The sequence below is a fragment of the Pseudoalteromonas peptidolytica genome, assembly GCF_012641745.1.
Classification (GTDB): Bacteria; Pseudomonadota; Gammaproteobacteria; order Enterobacterales; family Alteromonadaceae; genus Pseudoalteromonas; species Pseudoalteromonas peptidolytica.
On record NZ_WEHZ01000008.1, the window covers coordinates 111,038 to 128,586 of the forward strand.

General features: G+C 42.8%; 11 protein-coding genes. 5 read left to right on the forward strand and 6 right to left on the reverse strand.

Annotation, left to right across the window (positions count from 1 at the left end; translation table 11 throughout):
• Positions 1-10 precede the first annotated feature (10 nt).
• Together F9Y84_RS07340 and F9Y84_RS07345 are read left to right on the forward strand one after the other, a co-directional pair.
• On the forward strand, positions 11-1,183 hold the full coding sequence (locus F9Y84_RS07340; protein ID WP_167508211.1) for a methionine aminotransferase: 1,173 nt from the start codon (positions 11-13) through the stop codon (positions 1,181-1,183).
• The gene (locus F9Y84_RS07345) at positions 1,171-1,941 is read left to right on the forward strand and encodes an amidohydrolase (protein ID WP_147388932.1); all 771 of its coding nucleotides are present in this window, start codon (positions 1,171-1,173) and stop codon (positions 1,939-1,941) included. Before F9Y84_RS07340 ends, F9Y84_RS07345 begins: the two co-directional genes overlap by 13 nt.
• A gap of 78 nt (positions 1,942-2,019) precedes the next feature.
• Here the strand turns inward: F9Y84_RS07345 and F9Y84_RS07350 are convergent, their stop codons facing one another.
• The 5 genes from F9Y84_RS07350 to F9Y84_RS07370 all read right to left on the reverse strand — a co-directional run bounded on the left by F9Y84_RS07350 (position 2,020) and on the right by F9Y84_RS07370 (position 12,779).
• Entirely contained in the window at positions 2,020-5,322 is a 3,303-nt protein-coding gene (locus F9Y84_RS07350; protein ID WP_147388931.1) for a methyl-accepting chemotaxis protein, read from the reverse strand.
• Between the two features lie 182 nt (positions 5,323-5,504).
• Positions 5,505-8,843, reverse strand: coding sequence for an amidohydrolase family protein (locus tag F9Y84_RS07355; RefSeq protein ID WP_147388930.1), 3,339 nt, complete (start codon positions 8,841-8,843; stop codon positions 5,505-5,507).
• A gap of 138 nt (positions 8,844-8,981) precedes the next feature.
• Positions 8,982-11,141, reverse strand: a complete 2,160-nt coding sequence (locus F9Y84_RS07360; RefSeq protein ID WP_128731241.1) for an ATP-binding protein — start codon at positions 11,139-11,141, stop codon at positions 8,982-8,984.
• Positions 11,142-11,522: 381 nt separating this feature from the next.
• Positions 11,523-12,179, reverse strand: coding sequence for a helix-turn-helix transcriptional regulator (locus F9Y84_RS07365; RefSeq protein WP_125250690.1), 657 nt, complete (start codon positions 12,177-12,179; stop codon positions 11,523-11,525).
• A gap of 228 nt (positions 12,180-12,407) precedes the next feature.
• The gene (locus tag F9Y84_RS07370) at positions 12,408-12,779 is read right to left on the reverse strand and encodes a histidine triad nucleotide-binding protein (protein ID WP_128731240.1); all 372 of its coding nucleotides are present in this window, start codon (positions 12,777-12,779) and stop codon (positions 12,408-12,410) included.
• A gap of 161 nt (positions 12,780-12,940) precedes the next feature.
• On the opposite strand from F9Y84_RS07370, the gene F9Y84_RS07375 reads away from it, so the two are divergent.
• Positions 12,941-13,549, forward strand: a complete 609-nt coding sequence (locus tag F9Y84_RS07375) for a DUF2057 family protein (protein WP_147388929.1) — start codon at positions 12,941-12,943, stop codon at positions 13,547-13,549.
• Between the two features lie 38 nt (positions 13,550-13,587).
• Here F9Y84_RS07375 and speE read toward each other — a convergent pair whose 3' ends face one another.
• A complete protein-coding gene (gene speE, locus F9Y84_RS07380) occupies positions 13,588-14,448 on the reverse strand; it encodes a polyamine aminopropyltransferase (RefSeq protein WP_125250687.1) in 861 nt (286 codons plus the stop codon).
• Between the two features lie 220 nt (positions 14,449-14,668).
• On the opposite strand from speE, the gene speA reads away from it, so the two are divergent.
• Complete coding sequence (gene speA / locus F9Y84_RS07385) at positions 14,669-16,549, forward strand: biosynthetic arginine decarboxylase (protein WP_147388928.1); 1,881 nt, start codon at positions 14,669-14,671, stop codon at positions 16,547-16,549.
• Positions 16,550-16,661: 112 nt separating this feature from the next.
• Entirely contained in the window at positions 16,662-17,534 is an 873-nt protein-coding gene (locus tag F9Y84_RS07390) for a 1-acylglycerol-3-phosphate O-acyltransferase, YihG family (RefSeq protein ID WP_147388927.1), read from the forward strand.
• Positions 17,535-17,549 lie beyond the last annotated feature (15 nt).

A 17,549-nucleotide genomic window follows, 5' to 3' on the forward strand; every position in this document is an offset into this window, starting at 1 on the left:
GCATCCACTCATGATTAGCACCATAAGAAAGAGAGTGTCGCCAGTGAAAAGTAAGTTACCTGAAGTCGGGATCAGTATATTTAGCCAAATGACGGCATTAGCTAATGAGCATGGTGCAATTAACTTATCTCAGGGCTTTCCTGAGTTTGATGCACCTGATTATCTGAAGTCACAGCTGAATCATTATGTTCATGCAGGTCAGAACCAGTATGCGCCTTCGGCTGGAATACCAAACCTGCAAGCGCAAGTCGCCGCATTGATTGCACGTCGTTATCAAGTAAATGTGTCAGGGCAAGAGCAAGTAACGGTGACGTCAGGGGCGACTGAGGCATTGTTTGTGGCTATTCAGGCTATTGTATCAAAAGGAGATGAAGTCATCGTATTTGACCCAGCTTATGACTCTTATGAGCCTGCGATAGAACTTGCTGGAGGTAAAGCTGTACACATTGCGTTAACTGCGCCGAATTACCAAATTGATTGGCAGCAAGTCGCCGCAAGTATCACTTCCAAGACTCGCGCTATTATTATTAACACTCCTCATAACCCTTCCGCAAAAACCCTAAAAAGCGACGATTTAGCACAGTTGAAGCAATTACTAGAGCAGCATGACCTCCTACTTATTAGTGATGAGGTATATGAGCACATCACGTTTGATGGCTTTGCTCACCGAAGTGTGCTGTCGGATCCTGAGCTATTTGCACGTGCCTTTGTGGTTTCCAGCTTTGGTAAAACGTTCCACAGCACAGGCTGGAAAATGGGCTACTGTGTGGCGCCAAAACAGATGGCTATGGAGTTTAGAAAGATCCATCAGTATGTAACGTTTTCGAGCTTTACTCCAGCACAGCTTGCGCTAGCAGACATGTTAGCTGAGCAGCCTGAACATGTTGATGAATTAAGTGCATTTTACCAACACAAGCGAGACGTGCTTGTTAACGCATTGGCATCGAGTCGATTTGAGTTGTTACCAAGTGAAGGTACTTATTTCTTATTGTTGGACTACAGTGCCATTTCTGAACTTGATGATGTTGCATTTTGTCGCTATTTGGTGACCGAGGTGGGGGTTGCAGCTGTACCTCTTAGTGTGTTCTATCAGCAAGCGCCTAAAGACAAAGTGATTAGATTATGCTTTGCTAAGGAAAACCAAACATTAGAAGAGGCTGCAAAACGTTTATGTCAACTTTAACCGTTTCTCTTGTTCAAACAGATATCCAATGGCTGTCGCCAGAAGCTAACTTTGCCCGGATAGAACAGTTACTCGAAGGTTTAGAGGACAGTGATTTAATCTTGCTACCAGAAACGTTTGCTACTGGGTTTGCGGTAAAAGAGCAGGGTGTTGAGCATCATGCTGAGGCAGCCATCGCATTTTTACAGCAATGTGCTCAGCGTTTTCAGGCTGTGTTGGCTGCTAGTATATTGATTCCACATGAAGAGAAAAAAGCCAATCGTATGGTGTGGTGTCAGCCAGATGGAGAGATATGCCACTATGACAAAAGGCACTTATTCTGTTTAGGCAATGAGGGGGATTTTGTGGTGGCTGGGAAGTGCCGTGAAGTGTTCGAATTAAACGGAGTTAAATTTTTACCGCAGATCTGCTATGACTTGCGTTTTCCTGTTTTTCAACGCAACCACAATGATTATGATGTGATGATTAATATCGCTAATTGGCCCGCAGCACGCCGCTTGCACTGGGATACCTTACTCGCAGCTAGAGCCATTGAAAATCAATGCTTTGTTCTGGCAGTAAATCGAGTCGGTCAGGACGGTTATGGGACCGAGCATGATGGCGGTACTAAGGTTATCGATTTTAATGGTAATACCCTTGACTCTGTTGCTGATGAAAGGCCTGGGATTATTACTGTTCTGATCGATACAAATAAACTAGCCGAATACAAAAGCCGCTTTCCAGCGTATCTGGATGCCGACGCATTTGCTTTGACGTAATGCTGCCACTGGTTTAAAGCAAAGCGAAGATCAGACGCTTCACCCAGCCATGCTGGGTGAATTCGTCACAAACTGCTACTATGAGGCATTGTATTGGTGCACCAATAGCTCTCCATCCTCACGCTCTGCACGGTATTCATCTTTTGATAGGTGGAAGTAGCTCAATTGTGTACGCATTTCACGGGCTTGTTCAGCCATTTGCCGAGCCGCAGCCATGGTTTCTTCCGTTATCGCTGAATTTTCTTGAATAAGGTCAGTTAATCGCTGAACCACTAAATCAACCTCTTTTATGGCCTGCTGCTGCATCGAAGTCGACTCATTAATCTTAATGATATTATGATTAACATCACTCACTGCGCCTACTATTTGCTCCAGTTTTTCTCCTGAATCGTTGGCAAGCTCTGTGCCTTGCTCTACTTTTTGGTTGCTGTTGGCAATGATTTCTTTTATCTGTTTTGCCGATGCTGCACTTCTACCAGCCAATTCTCTCACTTCATTTGCGACAACAGCAAACCCTCTGCCATTTTCACCTGCACGAGCCGCTTCTACCGCAGCATTTAATGCAAGTAAGTTGGTTTGAAATGCTAAGCCATCAATAACAGAAACAATTTCATTGATGTCTTTACTGGCTTTATTTACTTCGTTGATTGCTGCGACGGTTTGAGACGACAGGCTACCACCTTCTTTTGCAATATTTTCTGCATTTCTTGCAAGGGTTACGGCATCTCCAGATTGATTCGAAACTTTTGTCAGTTCGTCTAACATATTGCCCGTACTGGCGCTCGCCTCCTCTAAGTTTGCGGCTTGCTCTTCGGTACGTTGACTAATCTCTGTATTGCTTGCCGCTATCTCACCTGCACTTTGGGCAACATAATTGGCTGCGGTTTGGATCCCTTCAATTACGCTCGTCAGCTTCTGTATAGTGGTATTCGTATCGTGTTGCAATGCGGCAAACACACCAAGATAATCTCCCTCGACTTTATTGCTTAAGTCTCCCTTAGCAATATTGGCCAACACGCTGCTCACCTCGGTAATTGCATCAGAGATTTGTTGTGTTGAGTCATTTACGTCGTCCTTAAGCTGCTGCAATTGCCCTTGTAGCGGTAGCGCTATTTTTTGGCTAAAGTCACCTTCAGACATCGCTCCCATCACGCTACCCAACTCTTCGACTACTTGATTGAGGTTATTTACAGAGCGGTTTATGTCGGTTTTCAGGTTGTCTAGTTGACCAGACATTCCAGACTGAATCGTTCTGTCGAAGCGGCCATGACTGATGGCCATCATTACGGTCGATATTTCAGATATAGCGACATCGACAGAGGTAATTGAGGCGTTAATGTCATCTTTGAGCTGCGCAAGCTGTCCTGTCGCTGCCACATCCACTTGTCGCTTAAAGTCACCATTACTGACCCCTGCCATCACGGTGCCTATCTCTTTCATCACCTTGTCTAGGTTTGCCATGCTGGAGTTGATATCTTGTTTGAGCGTATCAAGTTGCCCTGCTAAAGGTGCATCTAGCTGAACTGAAAAGTCGCCTTGTTTCATTGCTGACATGATATTACTTATCCCGTCAATTGCGCTGCTTAAACTCTGTACCGAGTTGTTCACTGCATCCTTAAGCTGCGCTAATTTTCCTTTTGCCGGAACTGTCACTTTTTCTTTAAAGTTACCTTGTTCAATATTTGTCATTACATGGACAATTCCGCTCATGGTTGAGTTAATGGATGAGAGGGAGTCGTTGATATTATGTTTGAGCTTTTCTAAATCACCAGACATGGGGACGCTTAGTTTGGTATCGAAGCGACCCTGCGCCATATCAATAGAAATGTCATTGAGTTCTGAGATTGCGCGGTTTAATGTATTGGCGCAGTGATTCGTTGCTTCTTTGAGTGTTTCTAATTCGCCTCGGCATGGCACTTTAATTCGGTCGTCAAATTTACCAGAAGCCATTTGGTTCATCACACGATTAGCCTCTGTAATGGAGAGTTGTAACGCATCTAGCAAAGAATTAAATGCCTGTGCACTTAACCCTATTTCATCAACACTATGAACTGGGGCTCGAAGAGAAAAGTTACCTTCTTGCTCGACAGATTTCATCGTATCAACCAGCTCACGAACAGGTTTGGTAAGTGTTTTGGAAAACCAGTATGCGATAAACAGCACCAGAATTATCGTGATGGCGAGTATGAGTGTAAGATATTGAGACAGCGAAGTGATTGAAGAAAAGGCTTCTGTTTCATCGATTTCGGCAAGTAATGCCCAGCGTGTATTAAATATATCAACGGGCGTGAAGGCAGAGAGTACCTTTTCGCCATTGTAGTCTTCAATGATTTGCTGCCCAGACTGATTTTTCAATGCTTGTGAAACGGCAACGGTGTCGACTTTTCCTCGCTCTGGATAGCGAAAAGAATTGACCACTGAATGATGCTCTGAATCTAAAAAAGAGTCGGAGCGCATCAGCCCTTCAGGGCCTACTAAGTAAGTTTCGCCACTGTCACCTAGACCTTCACGCTCAGTCATGATGGCGTTAATTGCATCAATGGATAGTTGAATCGCTATAATCGCAACGATTTGACCATCCATTACTATAGGTTTACCGATAAAGCTAGCTGGGGCGTTATAGGAAGGTAAATACTGGCTGTAATCAGCAAAAGCGCTGACGCTCGGGTCTGTTACTTGTTTCAACTCTTGGTATAGAGTAGCTAAGTTGCTGTTTGAGTAAGGTCCAGTTTCAAGAGAGGTCGCAAAGTCCACTTCCTTAAATACAGAATAAACAATGTTGCCACTATTAGGGTCAATAATGAAAATGTCATAAAACTCATTGATCTCAGCAACGTTCAGTAAGTAGGGATGATAGCTACGGTGGGATAAGTCGTAGTCGTCCAAGTGGCCCGTTTCGATAAATTTATGCTTTTCACCAATCGGATAGGGGTTATCTGCTAAATATCTAGTTTGCAATGCGAGCCCGGTGCTTGAGAAGTTGTCTATCAAGTTTGTGGTAGCAATATCAGAGGAGTTGCTTTGGTTAAATTTAGGAACAAATACATCGTCATAGAAACGGCTCAATTTCATGCTATTTTGACCGCTCTCCTGAGCTGTAAAGCTGGTTACAAATTCCTGCGCCATAATGGGGATCAAAGGATTTGCAGTAAACGCATCGAGTTTATTCTCAACAGTATCAAAGTAGCGTAAGACTGCGCTTTTCTTTATTTCACTAACCGCACCAAGTTGCGAGTATATCTGTGCTGTCATCGCATTCGATGCCGAGTTCAGGGCAATAGAAATAATCACGATTAGTGGCACCAGCGCAACAACTAAGAAAGCAAAGATGAGTTTCTTGGTTAGATTAAGCGAGCGAAAGAATTGTGAAAATCCAGACATAACCTAATTCCCTGTTGTGATAGAGGTATCTATAACAGCATAGAACAGTATTGGTTAAGATCTAGGCAAAATATAAAAAAGCCCAGTGAGTAAATCACCGGGCTATTCTAGGTATCAAATAACCAGAGCGCTAAACAATAAGTAGGCTCATTTTTTATTCAAACCGCTAACCAAATAGGGCGTTAGTGTTTCCAGTGATAAGTATGCGCTTTTTCTTCCATATATTCGGCAGTGGCGGGGTGCATCTGTGTTTGTGAGCCACTTTCAAAGAAGAAAGGCTGGCGCTGCTTGTCATAGTTACCGACTTCGTTCATGGTAGCAGCATCATAGATACGGCCATTGATTACGGTATAGGCGACTTTTTCTGAGTCACGAATGTTTGACAGTACGTCACCATCAATAATCGCTAAGTCTGCCAATTTACCTTGCTCAATGGTGCCAAGGTCATGATCCATACCAAGGTATCTTGCGCCGTCAATGGTACCACTTCTCAGTGCCTGCCACGGTGTGAAGCCCCCTTGTGCCATAGACCATAGTTCCCAGTGTGCAGCTAAGCCCTCTCTTTGACCGTGAGCACCTATGTGTACAGTCACCCCTTTGTCGCGGAGTTGCTTGGCTGTTTTGGCAACATTGATATGATTGTAATGGCGCTCCGGTGCCTTTCCTGAACGGATAGCTCTTGGTTTGACAATATATTCAGGCACAAAACTCATTAGGCGTTCGTTTTCCCAAACATTGGTATGCTCATACCAATATTCCTCACCTGAGATACCGCCATAGGCAACAACAAATGTTGGTGTAAAGCCAACGTTTGTTTGCCCCCACATTTGTTCAATATCAGAGTAAATATTAGGAACCGGTAACGCGTGCTCGACACCAGTATGACCATCCACAATCATGTTCATATTGTGCTGGAACTTGGAGCCGCCCTCAGGTACTACCATGATTTCCATGTTTTTTGCAGCTTCTAACACTTGTTGGCGAGTTTCGCGGCGAGGGTGGTTATAGCTTTTAACAGAGATAGCACCGGCATCTTTTAAGCGTTTAACATGAAACTGTGCATCTTCTAAATTGCTAATTGGTGTTTTGTAGCCTGGTGCATGTCCAGCATACAAAATACGACCAACGGAATAGGTTCGAGGTGCCACGGTTAAACCTGCTCGTTGCAACTCGGCCATAGAGAATACTTCTGACGAGTCATTTGAGGGGTCATGGATAGTTGTTACGCCAAAACTTAAGTTGGAGTATTGGTTCCAGTTCTGTTGAGGCTGTAAATTACGACTTCCATAACTGCCGTGCGCGTGCGCATCAATTAAGCCAGGGATAACCGTTTTACCACTGATATCCATAACCTTTGCTGTGCTAGGGAGCTCTACCTCGCTGCGTTTACCAACGGCCACAATGCGGTTTTCTTTGATTAAAACCACCCCATCTTCGATGACCTCTTGCTCTTTTTCGGCATTACGCATGGTAACTACTTTACCACCTACTAGCGCAAGTATACCCTCAGGCTTATCTGCTGGATGCGTAAAACTTAAATCAATCCCCTCTGCGGTGAGCTCATCTAGCTGATTTGAAGCACCATCAATAAATGCAAATGTGTCAGTAAGCTTACGATGGTAAAGTGTCGGGCCGAATGCCCAAGTTAGTGCGCTGCTATCAGCTTTCCAGTTTAAGAAATCGCCGGAATACTTTGATACTTGCTTTACTGGGAAAGCCTTTTCACCTTTATTAATTGATAAGGTTTTACCTGTACTAGTGAATGGCGCAACGAATGTATTGAAGTGCTCGATAAATGCAACGTAGTTACCGTCGGGTGACACTTTAAAGTCAAAGACATAATCTCCTTTAAAGTGGCTGCGCATTTCTTGGCCATTTAAATTAACACTTTTTAATTCTCTATGAGTTTCATCACTCATCATCGAAAAATAAATACGCTCAGGATCAGCACCAAAGTGAGGGTTGTCACCATGCTTGGTAACGAGCTTAGCTTCACCGCCAGATGTGTCAACTAGGTAGATCCCTGGGTGCATTGACCAATCACCATTGAGTAAGTAGCCCCCAGTGACTTTTTTAAATAGTACTTGTTTGCCATTCGCAGAGAAGCTTGCTGAGATATAGTGTCCTGGCTCTTGAGTGATCACTTTACCTTTACCACCGGTTGCAGAAACGACTCTTACGTCACCAAGCGCTTTATCATTCCAAGTTGTGTATACGATTGATTTACCATCGCGTGAATAACTTGGGTAGAACTCAAAGTGATCGGTTTGTTTGGTTAGACGCTTAATCTCACCTGACTCAATATCTTTCAGATAAAGATAACCAAGCGCTTGAAAAAGGACGGTCTCACCATCTGGAGAGAGTTGTGACCAGCGAGCAAGCTTAACTTTGAAAGTATCTGGTGCAACATCGACAGCAAAGCGAAGTGCTGGAGTCATTTGTTTTTCAGCAATGACTCTGGTTGGGATCACTTGTGCTTCTTTTGAGTCAATATCTACACGGTGGAATACACCTTTAGCCCAAAATACCAGAGACTTGCCATCAGGTGTGTAGGCAAATGAAGGGGTATTACCGTGTGCGCCATTGGCTTCTTGCAAGTCACGATCGAGCCCTGAGTAAATACGCGTTTCAATACCTGAATGCAAATTCTTTGTATAAAGTGCGCTGACCATTTCATCGCCATTGTCTTCTCGTTTTACAAAAGCGATTGAATTACCATCAGGGCTGACGGTTGGGCGAATCGCACCACCGGCACCGCTAATCACGGTTTCTTCTTCACCTGTCGCTAAGTCCCAGCTGCGGATCTCAAAAACAGGTTTAAGTGCATTTTTATTGTATTCCCAACGCACTCCCGATGTTGCATCTACCGAGTAATAGATTTTTTTACCATCGTTAGAAAAGGTTGGCTCAGCAACGTTCTTCTGTGATTTAGCGCCATGCAAGCGCTCGCGTACTAATACGCCTTTACCACCGCTAATATGATACATGCGGATTGAACCACCGGGGATAGTTCGGCCTGTTACTTGACCTTGTTTTACCGCAATGTACTGGCCATCTGGCGACCATGCTGGGTTGTGAACAATATTGTTCACTTCTGTAGATACTTGACGTAGATTTTGACCATCAACATCCATTACCCATAAATTGTCGCCACCGGCACGGTCGGAGATAAACGCTATCTTTTTGCCATCAGGTGAGAATTTTGGTTGGATGTTCCAGCCAATATCTGCGGTGAGCGCAGTGGCCTTTCCACCGCTTATGGGCATGATATACAGATCGCCAAGCATATCAAAAACAATATGTTTACCATCTGGACTCACATCCAGATTACTCCATGTTGTTTCATTGGTATCAATGGTAATCGTTTGTTTATCACCAGGAGGGTTAAGTACGTCCCAGCCTTTTGTTGATTTTTCTTCGGTAGGTGTCGCGGCAACTTTATCATCAGCGATAGTTGGCTGGCTAAACCCGATAACAGCAGCACTAATCGCTGCGGCTATTGGCGACTTAAAAAAAGACATAGATGTTCCCTTTATTTTATCGTTTTTGTTTAAGACAAGTCAGCCACTGACTTGTCTTAGTACATAGTGGTTTATATCGATTGGCATTTAGCATGAACAAGTTTATGGGGGATGTCGAATAACATGCGGTTAATGGTGTTACCCCATCGTTTCTTTACGCACAAAATGCAGATACGCGGCCAGACTTTCTTGCCATAGCGTCATAGCGTCGGTGAGTTCGTCATGGCAAGACTTACCGTCTAGTAGTCGGCGCTCAGCTTTTTTTAAGTTCGCGCCATAGCGATTAAAGCCTAGTTGCAAAGCGGTACTTGCTTGACGATGAAGTAGTCTGATGCACTGTTCTTCATCATGTTCTAACAATTGTTGAATATGAATAAGCTTATTGCGAGCAGAGAGGACAAACTCATTATAAATAGAGGATACTTCATCTTCACTAAAGCCTGACTGTAACGCATTCACGGCAGTTTCATCGTACAGTACGTCTGGAAGTTCAACACTGATTGCTGCTTTTTTGGGGGATTGAGATTCACTGATAGCCTGACGAAGTTTTTCTTGTTTAATTGGCTTACCCACAATGTCTCGGATCCCAAGTGCGAGATACTCTTTGACCTCATCCGGACTTAAACTGGCTGTAAACGCTAAAAATGGAGTGCGCTTATTTTTGTGCTCACAGCTTTTGAGTTGTTTTAAGACATCTTGACCTGAGAGATCAGGTAAATTCATATCCAGTAACACGACATCAAAATGGTACTGCACTAGCATATCAATAGCGCTGCGGCCATCAGTGGCAAGCTTCACTTTGTGTTCATCCTCAGCCATAAACTCGATTGCAATTTTTTGATTAAGTTCTAAATCTTCGACCAATAAAATAGTTAGACCGGTAATGCAGTTTTCGTGCTGAGGACGTTGCTCAACCAAACTAAGCTCCCCAATATTTAGAAGTAAATCGAAACTAAATTGACTGCCCTTGTTGAGTTCACTTTGAATACTCAATTGTGAGCCAAGGCGGTTTAGTAACCGGCTTGTAATGGCAAGGCCAAGACCGGTGCCTCCTTTTATTTTACCAGCACTGCTTTGGACATAAGGCTCGGTGAGTTTACTAATGTCTTCCTTTTCAATACCAGGCCCTGAATCTATGATACTAAAGCGAACCTTGTGTTCAATCTGTTGGTCTTTTAGGATCTCAACTTTGAGTTTCACTTCTCCTTTGTCGGTAAATTTGATGGCGTTACCAACAAGGTTGATGAGGATTTGCCGTAATTTTTGCTGATCGAAGTAATAACAAACTTGATCAGGTAGCTCATATACTAATTCAAAATGCAGCTTTTTTTGCTCTGCTAAAGGGCTGAGTAACAAGCAAAGGTTTTGTAACCAGCTTCTAAGTTCCACATCCTCCTCGTAGAGTGCTTCATCGCTTTGCTCTAAGCTGGCATAGTCCAGTACCTTATCAATAAGTAGGTTTAAAGATTCCGCTGAATTTACGATGGCTTCGCAATAGGCTTTATTGCGATTGTCTTTTGTTCTGCCAAGCACGAGTTGTGCGCTGCCCAATATACCATTGAGCGGCGTTCTAATTTCATGACTAATAGTTGATAAGAACATGCCTCTAAGTTCAAGATCTTGCTGCGCTTTGAGTGCCAACTTATTGAGGTTTTTCTCTCTTTGCTCATTACACAGCAATGCCATTCCCGTGGCATAAAAAATGGGAGCAAGTACCCCGTTGAAGAAAATGGTAATACTGAACCAGTTTTCTTTAAACAAAGAAAAGTGAGTCACCTCTCCCATCAGCAGCGATCTACCAGTAAAGATGAACAAGATGATAATCAATATAGTGATATAGACTATGCTCCCATTCGGATATTTTGTGCGCGCAAAGCGAGTAAAAAAATAGAGCAGTAAGACTGCTTCTACTAGATGTTGTAAATCGGATATCAGGATCCGATTTCGCAAGTTTGGGTCGATAAGGCTGTTATAAAGCAATAAAAGAAAGAGCACTGCGGTAAACCCCAGAAACACTTTGAACGCATGACCTTGTACTTCCAAAAACTGCTTGATAGCCATACAGTGGATAATGGATGCTGCGAAAAGGAGGGTGTTGGCAATCGGAATTGTTTGCCAGTTTTCAAAGTATCCGTGTAATGCAAAAGAAGAAATTGCTGCAAGTAATACCAATGGGTAGAAGATATATAGTAGCGTACCTGGTGTGCTTTTATTTGCTCGCCATGTCAAAAAAGTGAGAAGCGCCATCATGGCCGTCATCACGATACTTGTGAGGTAGAGTGTTTTTGGGTCGAGCATGTACCTAAAATTGCTTTTGATAATGATAAAAACTTAGCATAGAGGTATTCATTGAGGCAGTAAAGTAATGAAGCACTGAGATCAGAAAGGCAGTGCTTCATGGGGGCGCTATTGCGCGATAGCCATTGACTTAACCTGAGCCGCGGATAATTAATGTCTTTCTAGCAGCCCGTTTTAGCGCTAACTGCGTAAATTCGCCTGCCTACAGGATGTAGGTATCTTAGCGAGAGCTGGACGCGGGAGCGGTGTTTTCCCTAAAACTTGCTGGCTAGACAAGGAAAAACTAAGTTGTGCTTTAGCAACAATGAGTTGGAACATTCCTTATCCAAACCTCAGGTTAATTAATCAAATATATTGTACTGGATTTGACGAAATCTATCGTTAACGTATTTCGTCCGGGATGTTTTGTTGAGCCCAAGATAATAACTCAATGCGGTTACGGCATTTAGTTTTACGAAATGCACTATATAAGTGTGTTTTTACAGTATGAGGACTGATGTTTAACTCTTCAGCAATTTCTTTGTTTTTCGCGCCTTTACTCATTAACGCAATAATCGCTTTCTCTCGCTTCGTAAGTTTGATTGGCTCTATATCGCCTTCTGTAAGCTTATGTAGAGCATCCTTATTAAATTGCAGCATGCGATTTAAAACATTACACATTACGTCGCGGCGATACCAAAGTTGATCTTCGAGTAAAAGTCGGATCCCTTTCATTAGCACATCGGCATTATCAGTGGTGTAAAATACACCTCGAATACCACTGAGTAGCGCGCGGTTCGCTAATTCAGGGTTTTCATCTAAATTAAACAGCACGATGTCACATTTTACCTTGAGATTGACAAGTTGTTCTTTTAGTTTTCCCCAAGAATCATTCACTGCGGTTTCAATGAAAAGTAATCTTGTGCCTTCAGGCACTTCTGAGATATCAGTTCCTGTTGTTACATCCAGTCCCTGGGTTTTTAACAATGGCTGTAACACATTGATACCAATGGTGTTAACAGGCTCTTTATCTAATAACAAAAAAGCAGTACTGCTCATTTTGGACACACTCTAATTTTTTCCAATTTATCAATGCTAACATGGGATTCAGACCTTTTGTATTAGAATTTTTAGTACAAGATAGATAAATCCGCTATATACGAAAGTTAAATAATGGATCAAAAATATGTGCAGAATATGTATCAGAATGTAATTTGTTGAAATAAGTAAGTTTTTAATAATGTTGATTAATAACTTACTTATTTACATAAATTAACATGGAATAATTTAGGCTAATCCTTTCTTCGTATCTTGGTAAGGAGGCCAACCCATTTCTTTTCCTGCTAAAACATGCAGATGAAGGTGATACACCGTTTGTCCACCATGTTCATTACAGTTCATTACGACTCGATAACCGTCTTCGGCAAAGCCATGCTCTTGCGCTAGCTTTGCAGCTACCACGTATAAGTGTCCGATGAGGTGTGAGTTTTCTTCCGTTACATCGTTAATGGTTGCGATAGCTGTTTTTGGGATAACCAAAACATGAAATGGGGCTTGCGGGTTAATATCTCTAAATGCCAATGCCTTTTCATCTTCATATACGATGTCAGCAGGTATTTCTCGGTTAATAATTTTGGTGAAAATTGTTTCTGAACTCATCGTTCTTCCTTAATTAGTGAATGATATGCCTAGCATAACCAACTATTGTAGATACTCAATAGTATATTGAGTACATAGAAAAAGGCTGGAGATATATCTGACTATGCAGTAACCTCAATTAAGATAACTGGTATTAAACCCATAAACGAAGGAGTGAATAGATGCGTTTAAAATCTACACTTGTAACAGCGGGACTGTTCTTATCATCATTCTCCCACGCTGCATTACTCAGCTTTCCCGAAGAAATTATTCCATTGCAGGTGAATGATAAAACCATCGAGCACTCTTTTTTTTCGAAAGTCAGAGAGCTAGATTTAGCAAGTGGTGAATATGCAGTGAAAATGCGTTATACCGACCTGTATGAGGTGGGCTATGACGACCACGAAACCGTTGAATCTAAGCCATTCTGGGCAACAATCAGTATCGATACAGATGGGCAATATGATGTGAAATTTAATCGTCCTGACAATGTGGTCGCAGCAAAAGCGTTTGCCGCCCAGCCATCGATTATGTTGCAAGCGCCTAATGAATCGTTAGCCACAACCTTGGTGGTTACTCAAAAAAGGCCTAGAGTAGTGAGTGCGATAGCAAGCCAATCAGCAGAAGTGACTGCGCCACGTTACTCGACACCTAGTAATCCCACACAGCCTGCCGCGCCAGCAGCACCTAAATCAGCTCATCCAGATGTAGTTGGCATGTTGGATTATTGGTGGCAGCAAGCTACACCTGAACAAAAGCAGCTGTTTTTGGAAAAAATAAAGGGCAATTAATGCCCTTATAAATATTAATAGTAGTAAGCAAGGTTGGCTTACTTTTCGAATGCACGCTTCATAAAGTTAGGTGTTGCTAATGCGCCCTTGTGAATACCTGTGTTGTAGTACTCAGTATCAAATGTTGCGTTGTCAACGTCTTGCTCGCGGAATCCGGCAAACTTTTCATCTTTACGTGCCATCGTTGCTGACCACAGGCCGCTTGGGTAGATTGGCTGTGGGAAAGGCAGAGTTTGCAGATCAACAAAGCCGACCTCTAGCATTGCATCGCGCATTTCTAATAGCAGTGGCATGTGCATTAGCGGTGATTCGCTTTGCTGGATCATAATACCGCCTGTGCGAAGCGCTGCTAAACAGCTTTTGTAGAATGCGTGGTTGAATAAGCCTTCACCAGGACCAACAGGGTCAGTACCATCAACAATGATTACGTCAATGGACTCAGCTGGTGCTTCTCGCATGTATTTGATGCCGTCATCAAACATCACTGTTGCGCGAGGGTCATTGTTAGACTCGCAAAGCTCTGGGAAGTATTTAAGTGACATTTGCGTCACAACTTCGTCAATATCAATTTGAGTTACGGTTTCAACGCCAGGGTGCTTTAATACTTCACGCAATGTGCCACAGTCGCCGCCGCCAATGATCACCACATTTTTTGGTGCAGGGTGTGAAAATAATGCCGGGTGACTCATCATCTCGTGATAGAAAAAGTTTTCACGCGTGCTCACCATAGTGCAACCGTCAATGATCATCAGGTTACCAAAATCCGTGGTCTCAAACATTTCTACCTTTTGAAAAGGAGACTGAATTTCGTCTAATTTTTTGTTGACTCTAAGTGAAAATGCGCTGCCATCGCGGTCGCTAATTTCAGTAAACCAACGGTTTGCTTCTAAGTTTGCCATGATTGTGTTCACACTTGATAAAAATTAGCGCAATTCTGCCAGTGGTTGCGCCTTTGCTCAATCAATTTTAGCCAACATTTTGTACTTTGCCTCATATTGGTGTTGATCTCACTGTGGTTATTTTTAAAATTTGTAAGGTAGTGAAAACACAACTTTAGGTCGCATTGACCAGTCTTGCGTATTAGAATGAAGCTTTATGAAGAGTTAATTGAGAGCAGTAATGACTTGGGGTCTGCAAACAGCACGTTCTATCTATAACGTCACGCACTGGAGTGACGGCTATTTTGATATTAATGAACAGGGTCAACTAGTGGCGTTTCCTGACGGTGACCGCACTAAGTCACCTGTTCTTCTGTGTGAATTAACGGAACAATTTAAGGCGCAAGGGCTTACTTTGCCTGTGCTAGTGCGCTTTACTGATATTCTAAAACACCGCGTTGATACCTTAACGCAGGCCTTTACTGCTGCTCGCGCGCAGCGTGACTATCAGGGCCAGTATACTTGTGTTTACCCAATAAAAGTGAATCAGCAGCGCTCAGTTGTGAGCAAATTGCTGGCGCATCCAAGTGGTTTAGTTGGCTTAGAAGCTGGCTCAAAGCCAGAATTAATGGCGATTTTAGGTATCGCGCAGCAACCAATTACGATTGTATGCAATGGCTATAAAGACAGTGAGTTTTTGCGCTTAGCTTGTATTGGCCAAGCTATGGGGCATCAAGTTAACATTGTTGTAGAGAAGCTCTCCGAGCTAGATACGCTGTTGCAAGAAATCGATGATTTAGGCGTAGAGCCAGCCATTGGGATCCGGATCCGTTTAAACTCAGTGGGCAAAGGAAAATGGCAAAACACAGGCGGTGAAAAAGGTAAGTTTGGCCTAACAGCAAGTCAAGTACTACAAGCGGTAGAGCGATTAAAGTCTCATAATCGTCTGCACTTGATGCAGCTAGTACACTTTCACATTGGCTCTCAGATAGCGAATATCCGCGATATTCAGCGTGCACTAAAAGAATGTGCTCGCCATTACGCAGAATTAGTTCAGCTAGGTGTACCATTGCGTATTGTTGATGTCGGTGGTGGTCTTGGCGTTGACTATGAAGGTTCTGGCTCTCGTAGCTCATGTTCGATGAATTATACCGTGGCAGAATATGCAAAAAATGTAGTACATGCTTTTCATGATATTGCTGAACTTAACAACCTTCCACACCCTGATATTATCACTGAGTCTGGTCGCGCATTAACAGCGCACCATGCTGTACTTATCACCGACGTAATTGATGTTGAGAAGGCGCCAAATCAGATGGAGCCTGTGGAGCCAAAAGACACAAGCCCTTTGGTATTGCAAGAGTTATGGCACTCGTTGTCACAACTTACTCCTAGGATGGCACTAGAGACCTATCATGATGCTATGCACTTATTCAGTGACGCCCATGATCAATATGTACATGGGTTGATCAGCATGCAAGAGTGGGCGCAACTTGAGCAATTATACTTCACCACGCTGCATAAAGTGCGTGAGTGTTTAAGTGAAAATGCGCGTGCGCACCGAGAGGTGCTAGATGACTTGAATGAAAAGTTAGCGGATAAACTATTTGTGAATTTCTCTTTGTTCCAGTCTTTGCCTGATGTGTGGGGGATTGATCAACTATTTCCAGTTATGCCAATCGATAAGTTAACTCAGCCATTGACACAAAGGGCTGTGATTCAGGATATTACCTGCGACTCTGATGGCCAGATAAACAGCTATGTTGAAGGGGCTGGTATTGAGTCAAGCTTACCTATTCCTGAGTATGTTCCGGGTGAGCAATACCATGTGGCGATGTTTTTAGTCGGTGCTTATCAAGAAATTTTGGGTGATTTACATAATCTGTTCGGTGATACTGACTCTGTACATGTTGAGCTTAGTGAAGATGGCTACACACTAACTAATGCGATTAAGGGTGATAGTGTCGAAGATGTACTACGTTTTGTACACTATGACAAAACCGTACTATCAAACAATTATGCACAACAGATTGCGGCGTTATCCCTTCCTGAATCCGTTAAAACTCAGTATCTGCAAGAATTAAACGCAGGTCTTGAAGGGTACACATATTTTGAGGATTAATAGCTCAAACTATAATAAAGAATAAAAAAATAGCCGACCCACTGGTCGGCTTAATTGTGCGTAATTTTCAAGGTATGATACGCACAAGCTGTAAAACACAATGAGGGAATGAATGTCGTTTATTCGAAAATTGCTCAGTTTGTTACTGTATGCGTTAAACACCATATTTTGGTTTATCCCCATCTTTATCTGTGGGCTGTTAAAACTGATTCCGATTTCACCTTTGCAAAAAGTGATGAGTTATATTGCCAAAGCTTGTGCGAGCAACTGGGTTGCTTGTAACTCAATGAGTCAAAATCTTATCGCGCCATATACATTAAATGTGAGCGGGTTGAGTGAGTTGAAACGTAACGATTGGTACTTGGTCATTGCGAATCACCAAAGCTGGGTGGATATATTAGTATTACAGCGAGTGTTACATGGCAAAATTCCGTTTTTAAATTTCTTTTTGAAAAAGGAATTATTATATGTTCCCGTGTTGGGACTTGCTTGGTGGGCTTTAGATTTTCCATTCATGACGAGAACGAGTAAATCTCAATTGAAGAAAAACCCTAAACTGCGGGGTAAAGATATAGAAACAACGCGAAAAGCATGTGAAAAGTTTAAAACAATGCCAGTGAGTATTGTAAACTTTGTTGAGGGTACGCGTTACACTGAGCAAAAGCATTCTAAGCAAAAAAGCCCATTTACCTATTTGCTAAAACCTAAAGCCGGTGGCATTGCATTCGTAATGCAAGCGATGGGAGAGCAGATCAGCAAAGTAGTGAATATTACCATTCACTACCCTGACGGGGTGCCAACCTTCGCTGATTTTATTGGTGGTAAAGTGAAGTCAGTAAACGTTCAGGTAGAAGTAATGCCAGTAAGCGCAAACTTAATTGGTGATTATACCAATGACCCTGAATTTAGAGTGCGATTTCAATCTGAATTAAACGCGCTGTGGCAAGCTAAAGATGCACAACTGGTGGAGCTTGCTGAAAAATAGTAGTAGAAGGAAGTT